The sequence below is a fragment of the Billgrantia campisalis genome (assembly GCF_022341425.1).
In the GTDB taxonomy this organism is placed as follows: domain Bacteria; phylum Pseudomonadota; class Gammaproteobacteria; order Pseudomonadales; family Halomonadaceae; genus Halomonas; species Halomonas campisalis.
Genome location: NZ_JABFUC010000006.1, coordinates 227,066 through 251,439, shown reverse-complemented (window position 1 = coordinate 251,439; position 24,374 = coordinate 227,066). Strand labels below are relative to the sequence as shown.

Annotated in this window: 22 protein-coding genes; 12 read left to right on the top strand and 10 right to left on the bottom strand. The window is 67.3% G+C overall.

Annotated features, from left to right (window positions below):
- Window positions 1–99 precede the first annotated feature (99 nt).
- Together HOP52_RS09620 and HOP52_RS09615 are read right to left on the bottom strand one after the other, a co-directional pair.
- A complete protein-coding gene (locus tag HOP52_RS09620; protein ID WP_238977155.1) occupies window positions 100–1,209 on the bottom strand; it encodes a TRAP transporter substrate-binding protein in 1,110 nt (369 codons plus the stop codon).
- Between the two features lie 500 nt (window positions 1,210–1,709).
- Window positions 1,710–2,147 (bottom strand): VapA/VapB family virulence-associated protein, encoded by a 438-nt coding sequence (locus HOP52_RS09615; RefSeq protein WP_238977154.1) that lies wholly within the window; start codon window positions 2,145–2,147, stop codon window positions 1,710–1,712.
- Between the two features lie 253 nt (window positions 2,148–2,400).
- Between HOP52_RS09615 and HOP52_RS09610 the strand changes: the two genes are divergently transcribed.
- Complete coding sequence (locus HOP52_RS09610; RefSeq protein ID WP_238977153.1) at window positions 2,401–4,047, top strand: FAD-dependent oxidoreductase; 1,647 nt, start codon at window positions 2,401–2,403, stop codon at window positions 4,045–4,047.
- Between the two features lie 16 nt (window positions 4,048–4,063).
- Here HOP52_RS09610 and HOP52_RS09605 read toward each other — a convergent pair whose 3' ends face one another.
- Window positions 4,064–7,210, bottom strand: coding sequence for an ATP-binding protein (locus HOP52_RS09605; protein ID WP_309675242.1), 3,147 nt, complete (start codon window positions 7,208–7,210; stop codon window positions 4,064–4,066).
- A gap of 267 nt (window positions 7,211–7,477) precedes the next feature.
- Here HOP52_RS09605 and HOP52_RS09595 point away from each other — a divergent pair, with 267 nt between their 5' ends.
- The 5 genes from HOP52_RS09595 (at window position 7,478) to HOP52_RS09575 (ending at window position 10,746) form a co-directional block, all read left to right on the top strand.
- A complete protein-coding gene (locus HOP52_RS09595; protein WP_238977152.1) occupies window positions 7,478–7,879 on the top strand; it encodes an antitoxin Xre-like helix-turn-helix domain-containing protein in 402 nt (133 codons plus the stop codon).
- Window positions 7,873–8,577 carry an RES family NAD+ phosphorylase gene (locus HOP52_RS09590; RefSeq protein ID WP_238977151.1) on the top strand — a complete coding sequence of 235 codons (705 nt, stop codon included), beginning with the start codon at window positions 7,873–7,875 and terminating at the stop codon, window positions 8,575–8,577. Before HOP52_RS09595 ends, HOP52_RS09590 begins: the two co-directional genes overlap by 7 nt.
- A 149-nt stretch (window positions 8,578–8,726) precedes the next feature.
- Complete coding sequence (locus HOP52_RS09585; RefSeq protein WP_238977150.1) at window positions 8,727–9,059, top strand: MmcQ/YjbR family DNA-binding protein; 333 nt, start codon at window positions 8,727–8,729, stop codon at window positions 9,057–9,059.
- Between the two features lie 153 nt (window positions 9,060–9,212).
- Window positions 9,213–9,560 carry an antibiotic biosynthesis monooxygenase family protein gene (locus tag HOP52_RS09580; RefSeq protein WP_238977149.1) on the top strand — a complete coding sequence of 116 codons (348 nt, stop codon included), beginning with the start codon at window positions 9,213–9,215 and terminating at the stop codon, window positions 9,558–9,560.
- Window positions 9,561–9,888: 328 nt separating this feature from the next.
- Window positions 9,889–10,746, top strand: a complete 858-nt coding sequence (locus HOP52_RS09575) for an Nmad3 family putative nucleotide modification protein (protein WP_238977148.1) — start codon at window positions 9,889–9,891, stop codon at window positions 10,744–10,746.
- A gap of 126 nt (window positions 10,747–10,872) precedes the next feature.
- On the opposite strand, the gene HOP52_RS09570 is transcribed toward HOP52_RS09575, so the two are convergent.
- Window positions 10,873–11,766, bottom strand: a complete 894-nt coding sequence (locus tag HOP52_RS09570) for a LysR family transcriptional regulator (RefSeq protein ID WP_238977147.1) — start codon at window positions 11,764–11,766, stop codon at window positions 10,873–10,875.
- 160 nt (window positions 11,767–11,926) lie between these two features.
- Here HOP52_RS09570 and HOP52_RS09565 point away from each other — a divergent pair, with 160 nt between their 5' ends.
- A complete protein-coding gene (locus HOP52_RS09565; protein ID WP_238977146.1) occupies window positions 11,927–12,262 on the top strand; it encodes a hypothetical protein in 336 nt (111 codons plus the stop codon).
- 213 nt (window positions 12,263–12,475) lie between these two features.
- Here the strand turns inward: HOP52_RS09565 and HOP52_RS09560 are convergent, their stop codons facing one another.
- On the bottom strand, window positions 12,476–12,964 hold the full coding sequence (locus tag HOP52_RS09560; protein WP_238977145.1) for a MarR family winged helix-turn-helix transcriptional regulator: 489 nt from the start codon (window positions 12,962–12,964) through the stop codon (window positions 12,476–12,478).
- 106 nt (window positions 12,965–13,070) lie between these two features.
- On the opposite strand from HOP52_RS09560, the gene HOP52_RS09555 reads away from it, so the two are divergent.
- From HOP52_RS09555 to HOP52_RS09540, 4 genes are all read left to right on the top strand, one after another.
- A complete protein-coding gene (locus HOP52_RS09555) occupies window positions 13,071–14,030 on the top strand; it encodes a DMT family transporter (protein ID WP_238977144.1) in 960 nt (319 codons plus the stop codon).
- Between the two features lie 35 nt (window positions 14,031–14,065).
- A complete protein-coding gene (locus HOP52_RS09550; protein ID WP_238977143.1) occupies window positions 14,066–14,206 on the top strand; it encodes a VOC family protein in 141 nt (46 codons plus the stop codon).
- Window positions 14,207–14,314: 108 nt separating this feature from the next.
- Window positions 14,315–14,503 (top strand): VOC family protein, encoded by a 189-nt coding sequence (locus HOP52_RS09545; protein ID WP_238977142.1) that lies wholly within the window; start codon window positions 14,315–14,317, stop codon window positions 14,501–14,503.
- A gap of 23 nt (window positions 14,504–14,526) precedes the next feature.
- Window positions 14,527–15,084 carry a GrpB family protein gene (locus HOP52_RS09540; protein ID WP_238977141.1) on the top strand — a complete coding sequence of 186 codons (558 nt, stop codon included), beginning with the start codon at window positions 14,527–14,529 and terminating at the stop codon, window positions 15,082–15,084.
- A gap of 100 nt (window positions 15,085–15,184) precedes the next feature.
- Here HOP52_RS09540 and HOP52_RS09535 read toward each other — a convergent pair whose 3' ends face one another.
- The 4 genes from HOP52_RS09535 to HOP52_RS09520 all read right to left on the bottom strand — a co-directional run bounded on the left by HOP52_RS09535 (window position 15,185) and on the right by HOP52_RS09520 (window position 20,435).
- Window positions 15,185–17,179: a methyl-accepting chemotaxis protein gene (locus HOP52_RS09535; RefSeq protein ID WP_238977140.1), complete on the bottom strand. Its 1,995-nt coding sequence runs from the start codon at window positions 17,177–17,179 to the stop codon at window positions 15,185–15,187.
- A 203-nt stretch (window positions 17,180–17,382) separates the two neighbouring features.
- Window positions 17,383–19,275, bottom strand: a complete 1,893-nt coding sequence (locus HOP52_RS09530) for an ABC transporter ATP-binding protein (protein ID WP_238977139.1) — start codon at window positions 19,273–19,275, stop codon at window positions 17,383–17,385.
- A gap of 76 nt (window positions 19,276–19,351) precedes the next feature.
- On the bottom strand, window positions 19,352–19,807 hold the full coding sequence (locus HOP52_RS09525) for a PaaI family thioesterase (protein ID WP_238977138.1): 456 nt from the start codon (window positions 19,805–19,807) through the stop codon (window positions 19,352–19,354).
- A 25-nt stretch (window positions 19,808–19,832) separates the two neighbouring features.
- Window positions 19,833–20,435 carry a LysE family translocator gene (locus HOP52_RS09520; protein WP_238977137.1) on the bottom strand — a complete coding sequence of 201 codons (603 nt, stop codon included), beginning with the start codon at window positions 20,433–20,435 and terminating at the stop codon, window positions 19,833–19,835.
- Window positions 20,436–20,533: 98 nt separating this feature from the next.
- On the opposite strand from HOP52_RS09520, the gene HOP52_RS09515 reads away from it, so the two are divergent.
- Window positions 20,534–21,928, top strand: coding sequence for an aminotransferase-like domain-containing protein (locus tag HOP52_RS09515; RefSeq protein ID WP_238977136.1), 1,395 nt, complete (start codon window positions 20,534–20,536; stop codon window positions 21,926–21,928).
- A 114-nt stretch (window positions 21,929–22,042) separates the two neighbouring features.
- On the opposite strand, the gene HOP52_RS09510 is transcribed toward HOP52_RS09515, so the two are convergent.
- Complete coding sequence (locus tag HOP52_RS09510; RefSeq protein ID WP_238977135.1) at window positions 22,043–24,253, bottom strand: OsmC domain/YcaO domain-containing protein; 2,211 nt, start codon at window positions 24,251–24,253, stop codon at window positions 22,043–22,045.
- Between the last annotated feature and the right edge of the window lie 121 nt (window positions 24,254–24,374).

Here is a 24,374-nt window from a genome sequence, read left to right as displayed (position 1 = left end):
CCGGTGGACGTCAGGCAAGGTAAGCGGGACTTTCGAAAGGCCAGACAGAAAAAGCCCTTGGCTTCGATGCGGTTGTCGAAGTCAAGGGCCTGGACGAGGTTAGATCATGCCCTGTCCATAGTGGCTAATGGTATTGGCGAATACGGTTTCGCTGTTGGCCTGCCAGCCATCATGCTTCTTCTTGAATTCCCAGAAGCTGTCGTTGATTCGCTTCACCAGCGGGTCCTTGTTGGCCTCGCTCGCGAGAATGTCGCGTGTCGCCTCGAACAGGGCCATGATGACGTCGTTGGGGAGGGTGTTGAACTGAACGCCATGGTTATTCATCAGATCTTGCAGGGCGTCGCCGTTCTGGGCTTCGATCCAGGTATGGGAAGTGATATTGCAGGCTGCCGCCGCATTGTGAAGCACGGCCTGGAGGTCACTTGGCAGGGAATTGTAGGCGTCCTTATTGACAATGACCTCGGTGGTGGTGGAAGGCTCGTGCCAGCCCGAAGAATAGTAGTGTTTGGCCGCGTTATGCAGGCCCAGTGCCCGATCGAGATAGGGCCCCACCCACTCAGCCGCATCGATGGCACCGCGCTCCAGGGCGGCGAATATTTCCCCTCCAGGCAGTAGTCGGGCATTGGCACCGATGGCATTGTAGACATCGCCGGCCAACCCCGGCATGCGGATATTCAGGCCGCGGAAGTCTTCGACACTGGTGACGGGCTCACGGAACCAGCCCACCGGCTGCGCGCCGGTACAGCCCACTGCCAGAGGGATCAGGTTGTAGGGCTCGTAGGTTTCCTTCCACAGTTCGTAGCCACCGCCATGCGCCAGCCAAGCATTGAACCCCTGAAAGGTCATGCCGAAAGGTACGGTGGTGAAATACTGGGCAGCGAACGACTCCCCGGCCCAGTAGTAGGAGCAAGCATGATTCAGCTGAACCTGTTGCCCCCGGGAAACGGCATCGAAGCCATCGAATGCAGGTATCAATTCACCGGCGCCATAGACCCGGATCTTGATGCGCCCCCCCGACATCTCTTCCACACGTTTAGCGAAGTCCGTGGCGGAGCCAGGCCCCGACTGGAAAAACGGAAACCCGGAGGGCCAACTGGTGGTCATGCGCCAGTTGAAGGTTTCCCGGGCCTTGACGATACTCGGCGCCATGACGGTACCCACTGCGGCGGCACCAGTGTACTTGAGGAAATTACGCCTGTTGACGCTCATAAAATCTTCTCCTGGCGAACTCGAAAAAAATTACAAAGCATCAAGAACGCCCTTGTTTGTTTTAATGATAAAAATCGAACTGGTCAGAAACCTGACCCGTGCAGAATAAACCGATGAAATCGAAAATAAATCCGAAGGATTTCGCAAATTACCCTGCTGTTATTTCTTAGGGTGCATCACGCAGATCGATGTCCGTAGAACTACCTAGATTGGGTACAACCGCATGCTGCCGGGTGCTCGACACCTGCCACGCCTTCGCCGCCGGCTATGACCTGCGCACGCCGGAGGCCTCTACCGCGCACTGGATGAATGCGACAAGGTGGTGGGGGGAGGTATCTGCCACGCTGATGCGCGACCCGCGCATCGACGAGATTCCCATGGTGCCGAAGACCATCGAGCCGGCGATCCGGGCCGAGGAGATCGCCTGGCTACGCGCTCAGGTCGAGGGGGGGTTGCGGGGCGCCGACGGCGCCCCGGGGGGACAAAGCCAATGGCGCGACTCAGCTCCAGCTGCCCTTGCCGCCGCCGATGCCGGTCACGATGGAGACAGCGCCCGACTGGAAGTGGCCCAGCAGCTTGCTGTGCCGGTCGAAGAACAGCACGCTCAGATAGACCGGCGTTGACTGAAACTCGAAGCTCACGGTATCGCGATAGAGCCGGTCGAGATCGTTGGTATAGACATGCCCGAAGAGCGCGCCGCCGCCCGGCGAAGAGGCCCCGCCGGCGTGCCCGTCGAAGGTCTTGCCATCGGTGATGTTGACCTGGAACTGGAGGTAGAAGATCAGGCTGGCCACGCTTCCGGTAGCCCCGTAGGCCTTCTCGGAGGTCACCAATGCCTCGACGGCGTCATCGATCTGCTCAGGTTCGAGCTTGCCATGCATGGCGACACGGAAGTCGTGGGCGATCAGCTGCTTATCAATATCATGGGGAGCGTTCATCGGTCGGTACCTCGTGCGAGTGTCGTGGCAGGGGTCGTGGAATCGGCGGCCGGATGAAGCCGACCGCGGCTTTGCCCTATCCATTCCAGTCCCGATGCCGCATGACGTCAGCATCAGCTCGGTATCACCGCCAGCACAGGCGCCGGCCGCAGCAAGTCCCAACGGATCACTTCGGTATCAGCTGGTTCTGCCCCCTTGGTTGCAACGCGCCCTTGACCGACCCTGAAGCAAACCAATGCTTGGGGAGTACCATATGGACAATGCACCGCTGCGCGTCGCCATCATTGGCGGCGGCGTCTCCGGCCTGTCGCTGGCCTACTATCTGCAGAAATATGGCGGCGAGACGGCCCGGGAGATCGAGGTCACCCTCTTCGAGCGCAAGACCACCCTGGGCGGCAACGCCGAGACGGTGTGGGTCGACCTGGGCAGTCGGCGCCAACCGGGCAAGCCCGATTCCCCCTATCGGCGCTGGGCCGACCTGGGGGTCAACGATGTCAATTTGGCCACCTACGATCGCCTGCGCGCCGTGCTCGGCGAAATCGGCGAGTTGGACCGCATGAAACCGCTGGAGAATACCGAGAGCTATTTCAGCCGTGACGGGACGATTGCCCTGACCGATGACCGCGACCTGGTCCACGGTGTCAGCGATCCCGCCCACGAGCTGAGCCAGGCCGAAGGGGGCAAGCTGGCGCCGCTGATCACCGTGGTGCATCAGAGCGCCATCGACCTGGTGGAGAGCCAGCGGATTACCCCCCGCTATACGGTGGACGACTTCTTCGACGGCTGCGTCGCCGCTCCCTCCGAGATGCTGGCCGCCGCTGCGGATCGTTTGAAAATCGACATCGACTGGCAGGACCCGGCACTACCGGCCCGCCTGGAGCGTATCCGCGGCACCATCTACTACCCCCGCATCTCGGCCATGTACTTCGCCGACGATCGCGGCCCCGGCGGCATGCCGCTCCAGGCCCCCTTCGAGTACTACCGTATTCAGGAGGGCGGCTCGCCCCCGGATCGCCGCTACTTCGAGCACGGCGCCCAGCACTGGCTGGAGGCCCTGGCCGCCCATATCGCCAACCCGCAGATCCAGGGGCCCAGGGTCACGATTCTGCGCGGTATCGAAGTGGAGGCCAGCCTCTCGCCGCGAGGCGTGACACTCACCGAGCGCAACGCCGCCGGGGAGCGGCGCTGGGAGGCCGACCTGCTGATCATGGCCACCCATGCCGAGGATGCCCTGCCGATGTTGACGTTCGGCGACGGCCTGGCCGACACCCAGCGGGCCCTGCAGCATATCCTCGGCAAGGTGCGCTACACCCGCGGCTTCGGCGTCTGCCACACCGCGGCCGCCCGTCTCCCGCCCAATCGCAACCTGTGGCGCACCTACAATATCGAAGTGCGTGACCGCGAAGACACCTTCTTCCCCTACCGGATCGACTATGTGGCCAATCGCCACCAGAACGATGCCGGCAATCCCGCCTACGACCGGGCCGGCCTGCCCCAGTACTTCGTCTCGCTGGTGGATGACCTCAACCGGATTCCCCGTCGCGAGATGCTCGACCGGCGCCCCTCCCCCCTGAACGCGCCCGCGGCGCTAGCGAACGCCACGCCCGGCGAGGCGGGCTACCGGGACCGGCTGCCACCATTGGACCCCGAGCTGGAGGCCAAGGCCTGGACGATGTTCAAGCACAATGTGCTGGATGCCGACTGCCTGGAGGCCCAGGCGGAGGTCGCGCGCTATAACCGGACCGCCGCCCGGGGGCGCCTGGAGGGCCGCCAGGACGTATGCCCGCTGCTGTTTGCCGGCGGCTGGACCCGCGGCGCCGGCCTGCAGGAGCAGAGCCTGGAGCAGTCCGCGCAGATCGTCGCCCAGTTGCTCGGGCATACCGGTCAGTCGGACGCGTGACGCCCCGGGCTGTCGACTACAGCCGCGCGGCGGCCAGACAGGGCAGCGTCATCCGCAGGCCGGCGGCTTCGCCCCGGCGCCAGCAGGCCCGCAGGGCCTCCAGGGCGCCGGCCTCGCCGCTCTCGTCGACATGCTCCAGCCAATCGGCATGGGCCTCGATCAGGGCGCGGTGGTGCTCGCCCCAGGCACAGGGCTCCGCCGCCATCAGCCGGGTCAGGCGCCGGGCATAGTGGCGGGCCGCGGCGGGGCGGTGGTCAAGCAGGCAGACCTCCGCCGCCGCGATCAGGAAACGGTAGCCGTTGTGCCCCACACAGCCGGTATCGAGCAGCGCCTCGCCCTGTTCCAGCGTCGCCAGGCGAGCCTCGGGGGTCTCCTCCAGCAGCGCCCGGGTGCCCAGCACCCAGGGGCCGATAAAGGCCTTGAGTCCGTGCTGTTCCACCAGCTGCCAGGCGCGCTCGATGCTGGCTCGCGCCTCCGCGGGCCGCCCGGTGATCAGCTCGACCCGGGCGCGACTCTCCAGCAGAAAGGCCTCGAAGCGCCCCGACCCCAGGCCGCGAGCCACCGACAGCGCCTGCGCGACCTGCTCGTCGGCGCCGTCGGGCTCTCCCTGGGAAATCAGGATCCAGGCCGCGGTCAGCCGCGCCACCACCTCGGCGCGGCGATTGCCGACCCGCTTGCCCAGCTCGGCGGCATCGAAGCAGTCGGTCAGCGCCGCCCCGGTCTCGTTGGCGTAGATGCGGGCCGTGCCCAGCATGAACAGGTTGGAGGCCTCCAGGTCGGCGTGGCCGTGCTCCCGGCAGAGTGCCACGCAGTGGGTGAACAGCTCGTGGGTGCTGCGCATCTGCCCCTCGGCATAGTGGGCATCGCCGAGCCCGCTCAGGGCCTGGATCTCGGTGCGCACATCGCCGCCGCGGCGGGCCTGCGCCAGGGCCCGGGTCTGATAGGCCCGGCTGGTGGCGAAGTCGCCCCGGGGAAAATAGAGGTTGCCCTTGAGATAGAGCGCCTCGGCCAGGGGCAAGGGGTCCTCCAGCGCCTCGGCCAGGGGCAGCAGCTCGTCGAGTATCGCCTCCTCCGCCTCCAGGGCATCGAGCATGTTCAACGCCCGGGCCAGCCACAGGTCCGCGGTGATGCGCTGCCGCTCCTCCTGGGCAAAGCGGCGAGCCGCCTCGAAGTACTCCCGCGCCGCCTGAATACGCCCGGTCGCCATCGCGACCTGGCCCTGCAGCAGCGTCAGCCGGTACTCATCCTTCGGCGCATAGTCGATGGACTGGCACTGGGTCAGCAGCGCCAGGGCCTCCTCGTGCCGGTAGCGGGCCATTTCCGCGACCACCGCCTGCAGGAAGGCGCTTGGCGCCTCCAGGGAGCGTGCCCGATGAAGGTGGCGCGCCCGCAGCCCCGGCTCCGCCTCGCCATAGTGCTCGGCCAGGCGCAGGTGCAGGCGGTCGCGCTGTACCTTGGGAATCCCTTCATAGATGCCCTGCAGGATCAGGTCATGCACGAAGCGGTAGCTCCCCTCGCCCAGGGGACGCACCAGACTATGGCGCTGGGGGAGATCGGGCCGGTAGTCGGGCTGTCCCAACAGCTCCCGCAAGGCTGGCAGGGAGAAGCGCTGCCCCATGGCGGCGACGATGCACATGGCACGACGATCCAGGTCGGTGAGCTGGTCCAGCTTGGTCTGTACCAGGTTGGCCAGGCTCGCCGGCAAGCTGCGGTGGGGATGAAACAGCAGCAGCTGGGTCAGAAACAGCGGGTTGCCCTGAGCCTGGGTCACGCAGCGCGCGGCGTGCTCGGCGGGCACCGTGCCGAAGCTGGCCACCAGGGTCTCGGCCTCCTGGGGGCGCAGCGGGGGAAGCTCGATCAGTGTCAGCGGCGACTCGGGCAGCTGCGGCCTTAGGCGGGTCTCCAGCGGGTCCTGCTCCAGACGCGAGGTGAACAGCCAGATCACCGGCGCTTCCAGGGTCTCCTGGAGCAGCCCGGTCAGGGTGCCCAGCAGGGCCTCATCGGCCCAGTGCAGATCCTCCACCACCAGCAGCTGAGGGCGATGAATGGAGCGTGCCAGGATGATGTCGCGCAGTGCCTGGATCAGGCGCTGCGCGCGGGTCTCGGGGGTCATGGCCGCATAGAGACGCCGTGCGTCCGCCGGCTGGGCCAGCCCCAGCAGCGGACGCAGCAGCATGGCATGATCCTCCGGCAGGCGCAGCGCCGACAGGTGGGCGAGCAGGTGCGCCTCGTCCATCGTCTCATCCATCGCCTCGCCGGACCTCTGCAGTAGCGAACGCGTCAGCTGCATCAGCGGGCCTTCGTCGGCGCGGGTGCCGAAGTCCAGTACCTCGGCCTGATGGTGATCGGCATGGGCCGCGGCCATCTCGGCAAACTCGGCGCTAAGGCGGGTCTTGCCGATGCCGGCCACGCCACGGATGTAGATCAGATGGCCCGCCTGGTAGGCCCGGGTGCTCTCCAGAATGGCGTGCAACTGACCCAGCTGCACCCGGCGCCCCACCAGCTCGAAGCGGGCCTCCTGGGCCTCGTCCCGGGGGTGGCGATAGCGCAGCCAGGCCCCGCCCTCATCGTCGAAAACGAAGCGCTCCGCCAGCTGCACCGCCACCCCTCGCTCGACCCAGACGCCGCTCAGCCCCTCCGCTCTCGAAGGCGTGGCGCCAGCCGGCCAGCGACCGGCCTGGAGGTAGACGCCCCGGGCCACCCCCTGCTCCACCAGGGTCACGGCGCACAGCAGGCCACGCTGAGCATCGCTACGGTAGGCCCGGGGTAGCCCGAAGAGGGCCGCCCCCTCCTCCGTCAAGCGGCCGCCGAAATGCTCGACCCAAGTGGCCAGACTCATCGTGTCGGCGGCCACGGCGTGCAGCTGGATCAAGACGCGCTCGAGCTCCATGTCTTCGATCTCGGACGCTGGCGCGGCGGCGTCCTGACCGGCATCCGCCGCCAGGGCCTCGACCTCGACGCCGTAGATCTCGGCCAGGTGGCGGGCGGTGCGGTAGAGCACCGGCCGGCCGCTCTCGGCCCGCTTGATGGAAGCGATGGAGACGCAGAGGCGACGGTCGAAGCAGTGCTCGGCCAGGGCCTCCTGACTCAGCCCTAGCTGCTTGCGATGGTGTTTCAAGCGCTGGCGATCCAGCCTCAAGCGTCCGTCTTGGGGGTGTATCACGATGGGCTTCCTTTCCTGAGCACGCGCGACCAAACAACCGTCGCGCCTCATGCGTCATATCATATGAGCAAACAGTCATCCTAGCAGATCAAGACCCGGCACCAGAGTAGTAGCGGGACGATGGCTGGCACCGGCCGCCGGAGAACTTGGCGCCGCCAGGATGATCGACTGCGGCGATGAAGGCGGAGCTCGAAACCCAGGCTCGCTTTGTATCCATAGGCATTCATAGGTTAATATTGTGTCTATAGACACCGAGAGAGTATCGACATGAGCGCGATGGAAGCTGCAACCCACCGCAAGTCCACTGCAGCGACCGGGCTGAAGGCGGCTGTCGCGATTCTCGAGAAGTGGGGCGCGACCGGTGAGCAGGGCACGGCGATATTGCGTGTCTCCCGTAGCACCTATGCGCGGGCGAAGCGGCGCGACCCGGCCTGGGAGGTCAGCCTCGATGCCGACCAGCTCGCTCGCATCAGCCTGGTACTGAACATCCATTCGGCGCTGCGGGTGGTCTTCGACAACCCGGAGAACCTCTACGGCTTCATGTCCATGGCCAACCACAACGGCTTCTTCCATGGCCGCACGCCGCTGGAAGTGATGGCGCAAGGTGACTTCATCTCTCTCTACGAGACCTTCAAGCGGATCGACTCCCTGCGGGGGGCGCAATGGTGAGCCTGGGGGCCCTTCCCCGGCTACCAGGCAAGCAGCGGCGCGCCTACCGCCTGGTGAACTCCAAGTTCCCGCCGATCAACGTCTTCGATGACGTCGCCAGTGCCGAGGAGTTCCAGGCGCTCTATGAGCTGCAGGCGCTGACCAATCCACGCTTACAGAACGAGGCCGGTCGCCTCGACCTGATCCCTCCAGAAGCGATCCCCTTCGGCATTCCCGGATGCTCTTATGCGGTGGCGCCGTTCACCCATGTGAATCCTGATGGCTCGCACTTCAGTGACGGCAGCTTCGGCGTCCTCTACCTGGGAGACACCATGGATACGGCCCTGGCCGAGGTGCAGCACCATCAAGAGGCCTACTGGCGCCATGTTCCCGACCTGAGCTACGAGCGCTTCGTGTTTCGCGGCCTGGCCTGCGATTTCGACGAGGCGGGAATGGCGGATGGCTTGACGATTCACCGCGAGCACGAGATCTATTCGCCGGACGACTACCGCGCCTCTCGCCAACTGGGATTAGCCCTCAAGGAAGAGGGCACGCCGGGGCTGCGCTACCATTCGGTTCGCGCTTCCGGCGCCACCTGCTGGGCTCTCATGACCCCACGGCCGGTCGCGTCCATGGTGCAAGCCGCTCACTTCGAAATGATCTGGAGCGGCACCATCGTCGCGGTCAACCAAGTGGCGGCGGTGGCCGGCTCTCATTGAGTGCATTGACCCGGTCGCGATCCTCTCCCGCCGTCATGAGGCTTGCCCCACCGCCGCCCTGGATGCCCAGAGCGCCAGCTGGCAGACAAGGCCGGAAGAGCGATCTATCCTGAGAACGAGCCCCGTCCGGAGCATCTAGGGAGGCGGTGATGACAGAAGCCGAATTTCGTGCCCTGGCCCTGGGCCTGCCCGGGGTGGTGGAACATGCCGAGCAGGACCATCCCGACTTCCGGGTCGGCGGCAAGGTCTTTGCCCTGCTCGGTCGCCCCGAGACGACCTGGGCCACCCTGCTGTTGTCCGCCGAGGACCAGCCCGACATCGTCGCGGCCTGCCCCGAGGCCTTTCGCCCGGCCCCGGGCGGCGCGCCCGGCCACACCCAGGTCCACCTGAGCGAAGCGCCCCACCCGCGGGTCCGCGAAGCCTTGATCGCCGCCTGGCGGGACAAGGCCCCGCGACGCATCCGCGACCACTTCCGCGAATAGCCCACAGGGCCACGCCGGCCCATCGCCTCCCCCCTTTACCTATCCCCATAGTGGGTCGCCACCCGCCTGGCCAGATTCACCGTACAGCGGGCACGACAGGCGGAGGAGCGATGGCTCGCTCCCCTTCCAGCATGCCCAACAAGGAGTCCCGACATGATCGCCGTTATCTTCGAGGTCGAGCCCAAGCCCGGCCGCCGCGACCACTACCTGGACATCGCCGCCGAGCTGCGCCCGCTGCTGGACGAGATCGACGGCTTCCTCTCCATCGAGCGCTTCGAGAGCCTGACCCGGCCAGGCAAGGTCCTGTCGCTCTCCTTCTGGCGCGACGAACAGGCCATCGAGGCCTGGCGACGACTGGAGCACCACCGCGCCGCCCAGAACCAGGGGCGTGCCGTGGTCTTCGACGACTACCGGCTGCGGGTGGCCACGGTGATCCGCGACTACGGCATGCACGAGCGCGACCAGGCCCCCACCGACAGCCGCAAGCGGCATGGCGATTGATCCAGGGCTCCGTGCTCCGGTGAAGGTGGGGGGTAGGCCTGCTGCGGATCGAATAACCGGTGGTAAGCGATCCAGCGGTCCATCGAGGTGGGCGCAGCCCTGTTCCACCGCTACCCCGCCCCAGATGGCGCAGCAGTTCCTGCTGGACGCCCCCACGATGAACTGAGCCACCATGTGGCAACGAAGGATACGACCGGGTACTGGGACACGGGATAACTGGTTCCTTATCGTCGCTACGGAGAAGGAAAGCCGCACTATCGTGCCCCCCAGTGAGGGCCTCGCTGGCCTCTGGTAGCATCGTGTCGCCGAGGCATGACCAGGAGACGGCATGAAACTGATCCTTAGCCGCAAGGGCTTCGACTCCGCCGCGGGGGGTGTGCCGAGCCCCATCCTGCCCGACGGCCGGCTGCTGGCCCTGCCGATTCCGGATGCCGCCTCGACGATTCGCTATGGCGATATCACCGTCGACGGCACCTCGCTGGACAGCCTGGTCACGCCGCTGACCCGAGGCCGGATCCGCGCCGACGATGGCGCCCATCTGGATCCCGACCTGGGCGCCGGGATGCTGCCCCGGGCGCCTGGCTGGCGCCCGCTCTTCGGCCAGAGCGGCCAGGCCCAGGGGCACCTGCGCAACCAGGGGGTCGGCGCCGGGGATCTGTTCCTGTTCTTCGGACTGTTTCGGCGCATCGAGCGCCACGGCACCACCTGGCGCTGGGTGCCCGGCACGCGGCCCTGCCACCTCATCTGGGGCTGGCTGCAGATCGACTCGATCCTGCCGGTCGACGAGGCGCGCTCCCCGGCGTACGCCTGGGCGCATTATCACCCCCACTTCCGGCGCGGGGCCGATCCCAATAACGCGCTCTATCTGGCCCGCCAGCGCCTTGCCCTGCCGGGGCTCGACGCGCCGCTGCCCGGCGCCGGGACCTTCCCCCGCGCCGCGCCGGAGCGCCAGCTGACCGCCCCCGACGCAGAGCGGGTCTCTCAATGGCACCTGCCCGCCTGGTGCTATCCGCAAGGCAACCGCCCGCCGCTGAGCTACCACGCCAACCGGCAGCGCTGGCGGCGGCACGCCGATCACGCGGAATTGACCGCGGCGGCGCGGGGCCAGGAGTTCGTCCTCGACGGCGAGGCGTATCCCGAAGCCCTGCCCTGGGCGGGCGAGTTGATCCGACATCGAGCTGGGTAAGGCCTCCTAGCCCGATCGAGGCGGGAAGGGGAGCATCATCAGTGCATAGGGCCGGCCCAGCTACTCGAGCATCCCCAGGGGACGGAGGAGCGCGCCGACACAGTGATGGAGTCGAAGCATGGTGATCTAGCCGCGCAGGTCGCGAAAGGCCTCGATCACTCGTGCCGCCAAGGCTTCGCCGGCCTCACCGAGACCATCCCGACGCACCAGGGCCACCTGGTAGTCGCCCAACGGCGGCAGGGTATCGCCGTCGAGCCGTCGCAGCGGCGCTCGGATCAAGGCCAGGGGGAAGGGGGACACCGCCAGATCGGCGAGCATGGCGGCTTCCTGCCCCGCGCAGTGTTCACTGGTGTAGGCGACCCGATAGCTCAGGCCGGTACGGTCCAGGGCGTCCAGCGCCGCCTTGCGCCACGGACAACCGTGCTGGGCCAGTGCCACCGGTAACGGCGAGCGCTGGGCGGCGACCCCACCCTCGCGCCCGGCCCAGACCAGCGGTTCGCTGTGCACCACCTCATCCTGCGTCGACTGGCCATGCATGGCGACGGTGACCAGGATCAGATCCAACTCGCCGGCCTCCAAGCGCTGGCGCATGGCGGCACCGCTGCCCACCACCACATCGACCTGCACCGCCGGATGCGAGCGGGCGAACTGTGCCAGGACGCCGGGCAGGATGCGGGTCCCCACGTCGTCGGTGGTGCCGAAACCCACCCGACCCTCCAACGCGGGCGCCAGGAACTGGGTCACCGCCTCCTCGTTGAGCTTGAGCAGCCGCCGCCCGTAACCCAGCAGCATTTCGCCCTCCGGGGTGAGGCGCACCCGGCGCGCCTCGCGCACGAACAGCGTCTGTCCCAGGGTCTCCTCCAGGCGCTTGATCTGCATGCTCAGCGCCGAAGGCGTGCGGAACACCTGCCGGGCGGCACGGGTGAAGCTGCCGCTCTCGGCGATGGCGACGAAGGTCCGCAGCACCTCGATATCCAGCAACGGCAGCGAGGCACGTTCGACCATTGGCATCGGGGTCATGGTCATCACCTTTCAATATTTCTTAACGGTAAATGTAGAGCTTTTCGCTGGATTGATCAAAAGGCCGGGGCCATGCTTTTCCCCAGAGGTCGCGACCCTCCCATCAACCCGAAGCCATTGCCGATAGCCGCTGATGCGGCCGCCCGCTGGGAGGTGCCAGATGAGTCAGTACGAACCCTTTCACCGCGCCGAGTCCGCGCAGGACACACCACCGCCACCCCCTCCACCCCCTGCCAGGCTTGACTTCTATCTGCCGGCCACGCCGCCACTGGAACTGATTCATGCCCTCGAGCACTGGTGGTGGGCCTATCGCCGCCGCCGGCGCTTCCGCAAGAGCATGCTGCCGCTGCTCGAATACGACGACGCCATCCTCGAGGATCTCGGCTACTATCGCGACGACCTGCTGTGGGCGCTGCGCCTGCCGCTCAAGGAAGATGCCCTGCGTGCCCTGGAAGCCCGCCAGGCCCAGCGCCAGGAGGTAGAACACGGCACTTGAGAAGGCCAAGCAGGCCAGCGGCATGACGGTGCTGCTGGCCAATTGCCTGGGCCCCAGCGACGACTACATGGGCGCGGGTCGTTCCAGGGGCGGGGCAGGCCACAGGTTTCCCAGAGACGGATCACCGTCGCCTCGTCCTCGGGGCGATAGCCGCGGCGTCCGTGCTACCTCCATCACGCTCTCCTTGCGTCAGTGGGTGGCTCCCCGACCAGGCTACTCCCCTTCCAGGCCGTCGAGCAGCTTGCCGAGCAGCCTGTTCAGGGTCTCCTGCTCCTCGCGGCTCAGGCCGTCGAGCAGCCGCGCCTCGTTTTCCACATGACGGGGGATCAGCCGGTCGATCAGCTCCAGCCCCTGCTCCGTCAGGGAGACCAGGACGCCGCGGCGATCCTCGGGGTTGGGTGAACGCTGAATCCAGCCGGCACGTTCCAGGCGGTCCAGGCGATTGGTCATGCCCCCGGAGGAGATCATCAACGCCTCGAACAGCTGGGTCGGCGTCAGCGCATAGGGCGCCCCGGCACGGCGCAGTGAGGCCAGCACATCGAACTCTCCGGCCTGCAGGTCATGCGCCTTGAAGAAGGCGTTCAGCCGCCCCTGGGTGATCAACTGGCTGGTCTTCAGATAGCCCACCACCTCCATGGGCAAGAGGTCCAGCTCGGGCAACTCACGCTGCCACTGGCTCACCGCCTGTTTCACTCTGTTCATCGATCGGCCTCGCCACCATTGCCAACTATTAATCTTGACACTAAGATACTTCTCACAAAGTCACTCTATGTCGAGATACTTCATTGAAAGCTATAGGAGCCGAATGATGACCAAGGTCACCTCCCCGCACAAGGGATCCCCCCGGCCCGGCCTCCGGGCGCTCGGCTGCCTGCTGCTGGTCGGCAGCTTCCTCGCCCTGTCGCTGACGGTCGCCAAGCTGGCCGATGATGCCGGCGCCCCCCGGGTCAGCTTCCTGATGGTCGCCATGGCCGGCGCCGGCCTGGTACTGATGGGCCTCGCCGCGCTACGCCGGCGGCCCCTGAGCTTCAACCGTCGCACCCTGGAGTATGCCCTGGTGGCCGGTGCCCTGCTGGCCCTGCCCAATGCCCTGGCCTTCGTGGCCATCCGCCATGTGGGCGCAGGATTTATTTCGCTGAGTTTCGCCTTCCCGATCCTGATCACCTGGGTGCTGGCCGTCTGCCTGAAACTCGAGCGCCTGCGCCTGCTGCGCCTGTCGGGGGTGATCCTGGGGCTCGGCGGCGGCCTGGTGCTGGCCGTCGCCAAGGCCGGCGACATGAGCGGTGCTCCAGGCTGGGCCCTGCTGGTGATGGCCATGCCACTGGTGCTCGCACTCGGCAATATCTACCGCACCCTGCGCTGGCCCGAGGGCGGCTCACCGCTCTTCCTGGCGGCACTGATGCTGCTGGGTGGCGCTGCCACCCTGCTGCCCCTGTCGCTGCTCCTCGAGCCCGGTCAACTGCCGCTGCTATTTACCCGCGAGGCCGTGCTGCGGCTGCTGGCGGTGGAGGCCACGGTCTTCACGGTGCTCTACCTCTTCTTCTTCGTGCTGCAGAAGCTCGCCGGCCCCGTCTATCTGAGCCAGATTGGCGCCGTGGCGGCCGTGGTAGGCACCCTGATCGCGGTACTGGCCCTCGGCGAGGCAACGCCTCCCAACCTGGGCCTGGCCGCCCTGCTGGTCATCGCCGGCAGCCTGCTCTTCCAGCGCGGGGCCCGGGCCGCCTCCCAAGCCGTGAACTCGACAAGCTCCGGCCAAGCGTCTACCTAGTAGGGGACCCCCTATCCCACGGCCCGGGAGACCCTATGGCCCATCACATCACTCCACAGCTGATGTTCGAGGGCAGCGCCGAGGCGGCCCTGCGATTTTATGTGTCGCTGTTCGAGGAGGCCGAGATCACCCACCTGGAGCGCTACGGCCCCGATGAGGACAGCGCAGAAGTATGACTCCTGAGCGAGGTTCGGGCGGCCCGCCGTGACAGAGTGGTCTACGCTGAACGGCACCCTGGCCGGATCTCTCCGGTGCCGATCTGCCATCAGCGGAGGTAGTCCTCTATGCAACCACGGATCACCCTGATTACCCTGGGGGTCGACGCGGTGATGGCCCAGGCGCAGCGGGCCGGCGCCACCCATACCAAGTTTACCCACGAGACCTTCTGGGGCGGCTATGCCGGTTACTTCCAGTACCCCGACGGCCACCTATGGGAGGCGGCCTGGCCCCCCTTTTGGGAACTCGAAGAATGAGGGGAAAGAGGCAAGCGGCACCCATGACGGACGCGGAGTCCCTCGAACGCGCCATCCACGAGCGGGTGATGTTGGTTCCCTACGACCCGGCCTGGCCGGCGCGCTTCGCCACCGAGCGCACGCGCCTGCTGAGCCGGTTTCCCGAGAGCCTGCATGAGGTGGAGCATATCGGTAGCACCGCCGTGCCAGGCCTGCCGGCCAAGCCGATCATCGACATCATGGCCGGGGTCGACTCCCTGGCGGTCGCCGATGGGCTGATCGCGCCCTTGCTCGAATCGGGCTACGTCACCTCCGCCACGTTCAATGCCGCCCTCACCGACCGGCGCTGGCTGATGCGTCACGCCGACGGCCGGCGCACCCACCACCTGCACTTGGTGGTCCAGGGTGAGCGCCTGTGGCGGGAGCGGCTGGCCTTCCGCGACGCCCTGCGCGCCTCCCCGGCCCTGGCCGGGCGCTACGCCCTACTCAAGGCCGAGCTGGCGGCCCGCCACCCCGACGACCGCGAGGCCTATACCCGGGCCAAGGGCGAATTTATCCAGGCGGTGCTGCGCAGCGCTGTACCTATCACCGGTTATCGCTGAAACGCGCCTCCCCCCTCACTCAGGGCCAGCCACGCACGTGCCAGCCAGCCCCCGGCCCGGAGGATCTCGTCATCGCGGGCGCCGGCATAACCCCGCTGGCTCAAACGGTGGCAGGGCGACCCGTGCGGTCACGAGCACCCGCCTGGGCGGGCAATCGGGAGCGGGCCGCATCGTCGAGGCGCGGCGCTGGCGCCGGTGCCGCTTCGCGCAGCACGAAGCCGCCGACCCGCTGGGCCAGTCGTTCCGCCTGTTCGGTCAGCCGGTGGGCAGCGGCGCGGGACTGTTCGACCAGCAGGGCGTTCTGCTGGGTCATCCGGTCCAGTTCGCTGACCGCCTGGTTGACCTGGCCCACTCCATCGCTCTGCTCGGCGGCTGCCACGCTGATCTCGCCGAGCATCCCAGCCACCCGCTCGACGCCGTTGACCAATCCCTGTACCGACTCGCCGGCGGCGCGCACCTGGCTGCTGCCGCGGCTGACCTTGTCCCGGGAGGCGGCGATCAGGCCGCGAATCCCCCGTGACGCCTCGGCGCTGCGTCGCGCCAAGTGGCGGACCTCCTCGGCCACCACCGCGAAGCCCTGTCCATGCTGGCCGGCCCGGGCCGCCTCCACCGAGGCGTTGAGGGCCAGCAAGTTGGTCTGGAAGGCGATGTCGTCGATCAGGGTGACGATCTCGGCGATCTGCTCGGAAGTGGTCTGGATCTCTTCCATGAGGTCGACCACCCTGATCACCGCCGAGCCGGACTCCCTTGCCTCCGCGGCGGCTCCCTGGGCCAGCTCATCGGCCTGGCGCGAGGCGGCGGCGGTGTGCTCCACGGTGCTCGAGATCTGCTCCATAGAGGCCGAGGTCTCCTGTAGGCTCGAGGCCGCTCCCTCGCTGCGGCGCGCCAGATCCTCGCTGCCGGTGCTGATCGCCGTCGCCGCCTCGCGTACGGTGCGACTGCCGCGGCGCACGTCGAGCAGCACGTCGTGGATCTTGTCAGTGAAGCGGTTGAACTGGGTCGCCAGCTCGCCGATCTCGTCCCGGGATTTCACCGGCAGGCGCTGGGTCAGGTCAGCTTCGCCCGAGGCGATCTCCTGCATCTGCCCCGAGACCTCACGGATCGGTGCCGTCAGATAGCGTGCCACCGCCCCGGCGGCCAGGATCGCCAGCAGCAGGAACAGCAGGCCGAGCAGGCTCAGCTGCCAGGCCAGGCGGTTGGCACCGGCCAGCATCTCGTGGCGGGGGATCAGGCCGATCAGGGTCCAGCCAAGCTCCGGGGAGCGGTAGACGGTGGCATGGAAGGCCTCGCCGTCATGCTGGACCGCCTGGCTGAGCGCGTCGCCGCTGTGGGCCAGGGCCTGGAGCTGGGCCAGCGAGGGGTCGTCGAGCGCCTCCACGTGACGAAAGCCGGCGGCGGGATCACCCGGATGGGCCAGGACGGTGCCGTTCTCCTCCAGGAGCACCAGATAGCCCTGCTCGCCGAACTCGATCTCATTGATCATGCCCATCAGGCCGGCCAGCGACACGTCGACCCCCTGGACCCCGGCCACCCGGCCGTCATCGTCCTCCACGGTATGCACAGAGCTGATGATGGTGGCGTCGTCGGCGGCAAAGTAGTAGGCCTCGGTGCGCACGACTTCCCCGGGACGGTTCAGGGCCGCCTGGTAGAAGGGGCGTTCGCGCGGATCGTAGCCGGCACCGATATTACTCTCGGGCCATTGCACATAGCCGCCGTCGGCGGTGCCCAGATAGACATAGGCCAGGCCGGGGTGGGCGTTGGCGAAGCGCGAGTAGAGCGCATAGAGTTCGGCTTCCGTGCCGGCGTTGCGCGAGGGCGTCATGGGCCGGGTTTCGCGATTGTCGAGGTAGCGGGTCAGGGTGCCGTGGGCCTCGCGGACCAGCGGCTCCGCGGCCAGGAAGGCCGCGTCCTGGGCCACCTGATCCAGGAGGGTGGTGAGCGAGTAGTCCACCTGGCGAAGGTACTGGGCGCTGGCCTCGGCGAAGGCATCGACCGCCGCCTGGCGGCTCTGCAGGATCGCCAGGCCCGAGATCCCGGCGACCGCCGTCGCCAGGATCAGGCCGAAGGTCACCACCATTTTGTGGGTAATCGACACGGGGCGTTTCCTCGTTGTTATGGGTATCGGGATCGGGAGGGGGATGAGGCGCTGCCGGACAGCGAACGAGGAGAGTAACGGCCGGGGCCCCGAGAGACTTGAGGCGGATGTCGCCGATGGAGCAGTGGATGTCGTTTACTGGGGCACAAGGTGTCGGCACCGGGCCAGGCGGCGCGACGACGGCAACCGACTGCCGCTGGCCATTAGCGCCCCGACACCGACTCGGTCTGCACCGCCTCGTCGATATCCACGCCGATAAAGCCGCCGGACTGGCGCTGCCAGAGGGCGGCGTAGAGGCCGTCCCGGGCCAGCAGCTCCCGGTGGCTGCCGCTCTCGACGATCCGTCCCTCGTCGATCACCACCAGGCGGTCGAGCATGGCGATGGTGGAGAGGCGGTGGGCGATGGCGATCACCGTCTTGCCCTCCATCAGCGCGTAGAGCTGCTCCTGGATTGCCGCCTCCACCTCGGAGTCCAGCGCCGAGGTGGCTTCATCGAGCACCAGGATGGGCGCGTTCTTGAGCAGCACCCGGGCGATGGCGATGCGCTGACGCTGGCCGCCAGAGAGCTTGACGCCGCGCTCGCCAACGTGGGCGTCAAGGCCGCGGCGCCCCTGGAGGTCGATCAGGTCGTCGATGAAGGTATCCGCATGGGCCCGGCGCACCGCCTCCCAGATCGCCTCCTCGCTGGCATCAACGCTGCCGTAGCGGATGTTGTCGCGCACCGAGCGGTGCAGCAACGAGGTGTCCTGGGTGACCATGCCGATATGCCGGCGAAGCGACTCCTGGGTCACCCCGGCGATGTCCTGGCCATCGATCAGGATGCGCCCGCCCTCCAGGTCGTAGAAGCGCAGCAGGAGGTTGGCCAGGGTCGACTTACCGGCCCCGGAGCGGCCGATCAGCCCCACCTTCTCGCCGGGGGCGATGGTCAGGTCGAGGCCGTCGAAGACCCGCCGGCCCTCGCCGTCGGGGCGCGCATAGCCGAAGCGCAGCGCCTCGAAGCGGATCTCACCGCGGGGGACCGCCAGCGCCCTGGCATCGGGTCTGTCCTTGATGGCGGGCTCCCGGGCGATGGTGTTGATGCCGTCCTGCACCGTGCCGATATTCTCGAACAACCCGGCCACCTCCCAGAGGATCCAGTCGGACATGAAGCGGATACGCATCACCAGGGCGATGGCCACGGCGATGATGCCCAGCGACACCGCCTCCAGGTACCAGGCGCCGATGGCCATGGCCGCCACCCCGGCCAGCAGCAGGGAGTTGAGCACCGTCAGGCTCACGGTGAGCCAGGTCGCCAGGCGCATCTGCCGATAGACCGTGGTCATGAAGCCCTCCATGGCGTCCCGGGCATAGGCCTGCTCGCGGCGGGTGTCGGCGAACAGCTTGATGGTCTGGATGTTGCTGTAGCTGTCGACGATGCGCCCGGTCATCACCGCCCGGGCGTCGGCCTGGGCCATGGAGACCGCCCGCAGCCGCGGCACGAAGATCCACATGATGGCGATATAGCCGGCCAGCCAGAGCACCAGCGGCAGCATCAGCCAGGGCTCGGCGCGTCCCATCAGCAGCATGGCGCCGGTGAAATAGACGATCACATAGACCAGCAGGTCCATCAGCTTCATCACCGTCTCGCGGATCGCCAGGGCCGTCTGCATCACCTTCTGGGAGACCCGCCCGGCGAACTCGTCCTGATAGAAGGCCAGGCTCTGGCCGAGCATATGGCGATGCGCCAGCCAGCGGCCGATCATCGGGTAGTTGCCGAAGATACTCTGATGGGTCACCAGCGCCTGCAGCAGGGTCAGCAGCGGCAGGCCGATCACCACCAGCGCCGCCATGCCGGCCAGGCGCCAGCCGTACTCGGCGAAGAAACCCTCGCGCTCGGCGCCGGCCAGCCAGTCCACCAGCGCGCCCATGTAATGGAAAAAGAGCACCTCCGCCGCCGAGACCAGGGCGGTGAGCAGCGACATCACGATCAGCAGCGGCAGCACCGGCCGCGAGAAGTGCAGGATAAAGGCGAACAACCCCTGGGGCGGCGTGCCTCGGTTATCCGCCGGGTAGGGATTTACCCGAGTCTCGAAGTAGCGAAAAAGGGAGCGAAACATGGCAGCTGTCCGATTGCGTTCGGTGGCACGGGTCGACATGCCCGGCGCTCGCCCCGTGCGCCTTGCGGCGCGGTGCCTAGCGCGGCATCACCACCGCCAGGGTCACCGTGGCCTTCGCCACCAGCCGCATCTGGTCGAGAGCGTCGCCCGCCAGCAGCTCGGACTCCACCACGATCAGGGTGCGACCGGGCTTGAGCACCCGGCTGACGCAGCGCAGCTCGCGCCCCTTGGCCGAGCGCAGCAGGTTGATCTTGAATTCGGCGGTGAGCACGTTAGCCCCGGCGGGAATCAGCGTCGCCCCCGCCGCTCCGGCGGTGTGGTCGCCCACGGTGGCCAGCACCCCGGCATGCACATAGCCATCCTGCTGCTGGTGATCCTCGCGCACGGCCAGCCGCGTCTCGCAGTGGCCGGGGGCGATCGACACCGGCTCCAGGCCCAGCCCCCGGATGAAGGGAGCGGTGGTGAAGATCCGCTCCACCTCGGTGCGGTAGTCGGCATGGGCGGGCTGAAAGTCCGGGGTCTCGGCCATCATTATCACTCCTATATCCCTCCTCTGCTCACCCCAGTATGAATATCACGCAGGCGGCGGTAAGCCCACCCATCACCAGATTGAAACGTCGCCAGGCGCGCGGTGTGCGCAGCCAGCGGCCGATGGCGGTGCCGAACCCCGCCCACAGCGCGATGCAGGGCAGCGCCACCAGCTCGGCGAAGCCGGCCAGCAGCAGGGCATTGACCAGGGTATCGCCGCCGCTGGGCAAAAAACCCGCCATCAGCGCCAGGCCCATCACCCAGGCCTTGGGGTTGGCGAACTGGAAGGCCGCCGCCTGCCAGAAGCTCAGCGGCCGCCCTTCGCCGCCGCGCCGCAGGTCGGGCGGTGGCGCGGTGGCGATGCGCCAGGCCAGGTAGAGCAGATAGGCGCTGCCCACTATTCGCAGGATGGTCTGTACCATCGGATAGCGCTCGAAGAGCAGGCCAAGCCCCAGGGCGATGCCGGCGAACAGCAGAAAGCAGCCGCCCAGGATGCCGAAGATATGCGGCAGCGTCCTCAGGAAGCCGTAGTTGGCCCCGGAGGCGGTGAGCATCACATTGTTGGGGCCGGGGGTGATGGTCATGGAGATCATGTAGAGGGCCGCCGGCCCGAGAAATGCCAAGGCTTCCATTTAATTGCATCCATACAATTGTTGATTAATCACGCTATATCGCCTACATTTCCCAGCATAATCGGTGCAATTTTAGCGTCAAAGGTTTTATTGTCACCATGACAATCTGGCTACCACGACTCGATGAACAGGGCCCCCGCTACCGCGCCATCAGCGAGGCCATCGCCCGTGCGGCGCAGAGCGGCGAGCTGCAACCCGGTGAGCGCCTGCCGCCCCAGCGGCGCCTGGCCGACTCCCTGGGGTTCACGGTGGGCACCGTGACCCGCGCCTACGCCGAGGCCGAGCGCCAGGGCTGGGTGGCGGCCCGGGTCGGCAGCGGCACCTACGTGCGCGGCGGCGAGTCGCCGGGCGGCCGCGCCTTCCTGGCCAATCGTCCCGGCGACGACGGCGTGATCGACCTCAGCCTGAGCCTGCCGCCGCCTCACCCGCTGCGCGCCGCGGCCCTGGGGCGCGCCCTGCAGACGATCGCCCAGGACGACGAGGTGCTGGGACGCTGCGTCGAGTACCAGTCCGAGCGCGGCGTCCCCGCCCACCGTGAGCGGCTGGCCGAGTGGATAAGCGGGCTCGGCATGCCGGTGTCGGCGGATTCGCTGTTGATCACCCAGGGCGGCCAGCACGGCATCAGCCTGGCACTGCAGGCGCTGACCCGTCCCGGCGAGCGTATCGCCGCCGATGCGCTCACCTACCCCGGGCTGATCGGCGCCGCCCAGCAGGCCCACCTCAAGGTGCTGGGAGTGGCGATGGACGACCAGGGCATGGACCTGGACGCCCTGGCACGGCTATGCGCCCAGCAGCCGCCGCGGCTGGTCTACGTCACCCCCGATCAGAACAATCCCACCGGGGCTCAGCTCAGCGAGGCGCGGCGGGAGCGCCTCGCGGCCCTGGCCCAGCAGCACGACTTCTGGATCCTCGAAGATGGCGTGCAGTACCTGCCGGAAGACGAGCGCGGCACCCCGCTCTACCGGCTGGCCCCAGAGCGCACCCTGTTCGTGTTCAGCACCGCCAAGGTGCTCGCCGGCGGGCTGCGCATCGGCACCCTGGCGGCGCCGGCGGTGCTTCGCGAACGCCTCGGCGCGGCCCTGCGCGCCCAGAGCTGGATGGTGCCGCCGCTGATGGTGGAAGCGGTGTGCCGCTGGGTGGCAAGCCGCGACAGCGAGCGGCTGCTGGCCTGGCAGACTGAGGAGCTGGGCGCACGCCAGCGCCTGGCCCGTGAGCGTCTGGCGGCCTTCGCTCCCACCGGCCGCCCCCACGGCGCCAACCTGTGGCTGCCGCTGCCCGGCGAGCAGCGCAGTGCCGCCCTGCTGGAGGGGCTCGAGCGGCGTGGCCTGCGGGCCACCAGCGCCGAGCCCTTCTGCGTCGGCAGCGAGCCGGCCCCCCAGGCCCTGCGCCTGTGCCTGAGCGCCGCCGCCTCCCGCGAGGCGCTCAGCCGCGCCCTCGACCTGCTCGTCGAGGCGCTGGAGGAGCCCCCGCCCTCGCCCTGGCGCACCCTCTGAGCCCGGTCGGGTGAGCAGCGCCGGATAGCCGCCCCCAAACGCAAAGCCCCCGAGCCAGTGAATGAACTGACTCGGGGGCTTGATGATGGCGCAGCGCAGCAGCGCCGCTGGCGATCAGGCCGGGGCGCGCATCCCCGCCCGGGCGGCCCGCGCCGCATGCAGCTTCTGGTAGCTCTCGATCAGGCGCTGGTGCTTCTCCAGCCCTTCGAGCTGCAGGCTGGTGGGTGTCAGGCCGTGGAAGCGCACGCTGCCGGTCACCGAGCCCACCACCGCCTCCAGGGTCGCCGCGCCGAACATGCGGCCGAGGTTGTAGCGGAAGTCATCGAGTTCCAGCTCGTCGTCCAGCACGATCTCCAGCACCGCCTGCACCGCCCGGTAGAAAAGGTTGCGCTCGACGGTGTTGTCGTTGAACTGCAGGAACATGCCGACCCGCTCCAGGGCCTCTTCGTGCTGCTCGAGCGCCAGGTTGATCAGCAGCTTCAGCTCGAGGAGGGTCAGCTGGCCCCAGACGGTGTTCTCGTCGAACTCGATGCCGATCAGGGTGATGATGTCCATGTGCTCGTCGAGCTGGCTCTCCTCCAGGCGCTCGAGCAGGTCGGCCAGCTGGCCATCGCTCAGGCGGTGGAGATTGAGGATATCCTCGCGGTACTGCAGCGCCACGTTGGTGTTATCCCACACCAGGTCATCCACCGGGTAGACCTCGGAGAAGCCCGGCACCAGGATGCGGCACACCGGCGCGCCCAGGTCCTCGTGCACGGCCATGTAGGCCTCCAACCCCATCTCCTCGAGCAGGCCGAACAGGGTTTCGGCCTCTTCCTGGGTACTGCGAGAGCCGCTGCCGGAGAAGTCCCAGTCGCTGAATTCGATGTCCGAGCGGGCGCTGAAGAAGCGCCAGGAGATCACCCCGGAGGAGTCGATGAAGTGCTCGACGAAGTTGTTGGGTTCCGACACCTCCAGGGAGTTGAAGGTGGGCGGCGGGAAGTCGTTCAACCCCTCGAAGCTGCGCCCCTGCAGCAGCTCGGTGAGGCTGCGCTCCAGGGCCACGTGGAAGCTGGGGTGGGCGCCGAAGGAGGCGAAGACGCCGCCGGTCTTGGGGTTCATCAGGGTGACGCACATCACCGGGTACTGGCCGCCCAGGGAGGCATCCTTGACCAGCACCGGGAAGCCCTGGGCCTCCAGGGCCTCGATGCCCTCGACGATCTCCGGATAGCGCGCCAGCACCTCCTGGGGCACGTCGGGGAGTACCAGCTCCTCCTCGATGATCTGCTTCTTCACCGCCCGCTCGAAGATCTCCGAGAGGCACTGCACCTGGGCCTCGGCCAGGGTGTTGCCGGCGCTCATGCCGTTGCTGAGGTAGAGGTTCTCGATCAGGTTCGACGGGAAGTAGACCGTCTCGCCGTCGGACTGGCGCACGAAGGGCAGCGAGACGATGCCGCGATCGGCCCGGCCGGAGTTGGTGTCGATCAGGTGCGAGCCGCGCAGCTCCCCCTCCGGGTCGTAGATCTCGCGGCAGTGTTCGTCGAGGATCTCCGCGGGCAGTTCATCGTTCGGCCCCGGCTGGAACCACTTCTCGTTGGGGTAGTGAACGAAGTCGCTTGCCGCGATCTCTTCGCCGAAGAACTGGTCGTTGTAGAAGAAATTGCAGCTCAACCGCTCGATAAACTCGCCCAGCGCCGAGCAGAGCGCGCTCTCCTTGGTGGCACCCTTGCCGTTGGTGAAGCACATCGGCGAGGCGGCGTCGCGGATATGCAGCGACCAGACGTGGGGCACGATATTGCGCCAGGAGGCGATCTCGATCTTCATGCCGAGCTCCGCCAGATGGGCGGAGAGGTTGGCGATGGTCTGCTCCAGCGGCAGGTCCTTGCCCTCGATCCAGGTGCTGCCCTCGCCCATCGCCTTGCCCATCAGCAGCGCCTGGGCATCCTCGTCGATGTTCTCGACCACCTCGATCTGGAACTCGGGGCCCTCCTGGACCACCTTCTTCACGGTGCAGCGGTCGATGGAGCGCAGGATGCCCTGGCGGTCCTTGTCGGAGATATCCTCCGGCAGCTCCACCTGGATCTTGAAGATCTGCTTGTAGCGGTTCTCCGGGTCGACGATGTTGTTCTGCGACAGCCGGATGTTCTCGGTGGGGATGTCCCGGGCGTTGCAGTAGACCTTCACGAAGTAGGCCGCGCACATCGCCGATGACGCCAGGAAATAGTCGAACGGCCCCGGCGCCGAGCCGTCACCCTTGTAGCGGATGGGCTGGTCGGAGATGACCGTGAAGTCGTCGAACTTGGCCTCCAGGCGGAGGTTGTCGAGATAGTTGACCTTGATTTCCATGGGGCACCGGACGAGTTGGCGTGGGCAGAGCGAGGGGCGGAAAACCCGCCATTATCCAGCTTTTCACGCCATTCGTCTCGGGTGCTTGACAAAAATTCACCGGCCAGGCACCCGCCGGGCA

What these genes read in the sequence shown, in the direction of transcription:
- HOP52_RS09570 (WP_238977147.1), bottom strand. Translation starts at nt 11,766, where the DNA reads ATGACCCCGATGCCAATGGTCGAACGTGCCTCGCTGCCGTTGCTGGAT.
- HOP52_RS09590 (WP_238977151.1), top strand. Translation starts at nt 7,873, where the DNA reads ATGGTGAGCCTGGGGGCCCTTCCCCGGCTACCAGGCAAGCAGCGGCGC.
- HOP52_RS09520 (WP_238977137.1), bottom strand. Translation starts at nt 20,435, where the DNA reads ATGGAAGCCTTGGCATTTCTCGGGCCGGCGGCCCTCTACATGATCTCC.
- HOP52_RS09510 (WP_238977135.1), bottom strand. Translation starts at nt 24,253, where the DNA reads ATGGAAATCAAGGTCAACTATCTCGACAACCTCCGCCTGGAGGCCAAG.
- HOP52_RS09560 (WP_238977145.1), bottom strand. Translation starts at nt 12,964, where the DNA reads ATGAACAGAGTGAAACAGGCGGTGAGCCAGTGGCAGCGTGAGTTGCCC.
- HOP52_RS09545 (WP_238977142.1), top strand. Translation starts at nt 14,315, where the DNA reads ATGCAACCACGGATCACCCTGATTACCCTGGGGGTCGACGCGGTGATG.
- HOP52_RS09555 (WP_238977144.1), top strand. Translation starts at nt 13,071, where the DNA reads ATGACCAAGGTCACCTCCCCGCACAAGGGATCCCCCCGGCCCGGCCTC.
- HOP52_RS09615 (WP_238977154.1), bottom strand. Translation starts at nt 2,147, where the DNA reads ATGAACGCTCCCCATGATATTGATAAGCAGCTGATCGCCCACGACTTC.
- HOP52_RS09540 (WP_238977141.1), top strand. Translation starts at nt 14,527, where the DNA reads ATGACGGACGCGGAGTCCCTCGAACGCGCCATCCACGAGCGGGTGATG.
- HOP52_RS09575 (WP_238977148.1), top strand. Translation starts at nt 9,889, where the DNA reads ATGAAACTGATCCTTAGCCGCAAGGGCTTCGACTCCGCCGCGGGGGGT.
- HOP52_RS09525 (WP_238977138.1), bottom strand. Translation starts at nt 19,807, where the DNA reads ATGATGGCCGAGACCCCGGACTTTCAGCCCGCCCATGCCGACTACCGC.
- HOP52_RS09530 (WP_238977139.1), bottom strand. Translation starts at nt 19,275, where the DNA reads ATGTTTCGCTCCCTTTTTCGCTACTTCGAGACTCGGGTAAATCCCTAC.
- HOP52_RS09550 (WP_238977143.1), top strand. Translation starts at nt 14,066, where the DNA reads ATGGCCCATCACATCACTCCACAGCTGATGTTCGAGGGCAGCGCCGAG.
- HOP52_RS09515 (WP_238977136.1), top strand. Translation starts at nt 20,534, where the DNA reads ATGACAATCTGGCTACCACGACTCGATGAACAGGGCCCCCGCTACCGC.
- HOP52_RS09580 (WP_238977149.1), top strand. Translation starts at nt 9,213, where the DNA reads ATGATCGCCGTTATCTTCGAGGTCGAGCCCAAGCCCGGCCGCCGCGAC.
- HOP52_RS09585 (WP_238977150.1), top strand. Translation starts at nt 8,727, where the DNA reads ATGACAGAAGCCGAATTTCGTGCCCTGGCCCTGGGCCTGCCCGGGGTG.
- HOP52_RS09620 (WP_238977155.1), bottom strand. Translation starts at nt 1,209, where the DNA reads ATGAGCGTCAACAGGCGTAATTTCCTCAAGTACACTGGTGCCGCCGCA.
- HOP52_RS09595 (WP_238977152.1), top strand. Translation starts at nt 7,478, where the DNA reads ATGAGCGCGATGGAAGCTGCAACCCACCGCAAGTCCACTGCAGCGACC.
- HOP52_RS09610 (WP_238977153.1), top strand. Translation starts at nt 2,401, where the DNA reads ATGGACAATGCACCGCTGCGCGTCGCCATCATTGGCGGCGGCGTCTCC.
- HOP52_RS09565 (WP_238977146.1), top strand. Translation starts at nt 11,927, where the DNA reads ATGAGTCAGTACGAACCCTTTCACCGCGCCGAGTCCGCGCAGGACACA.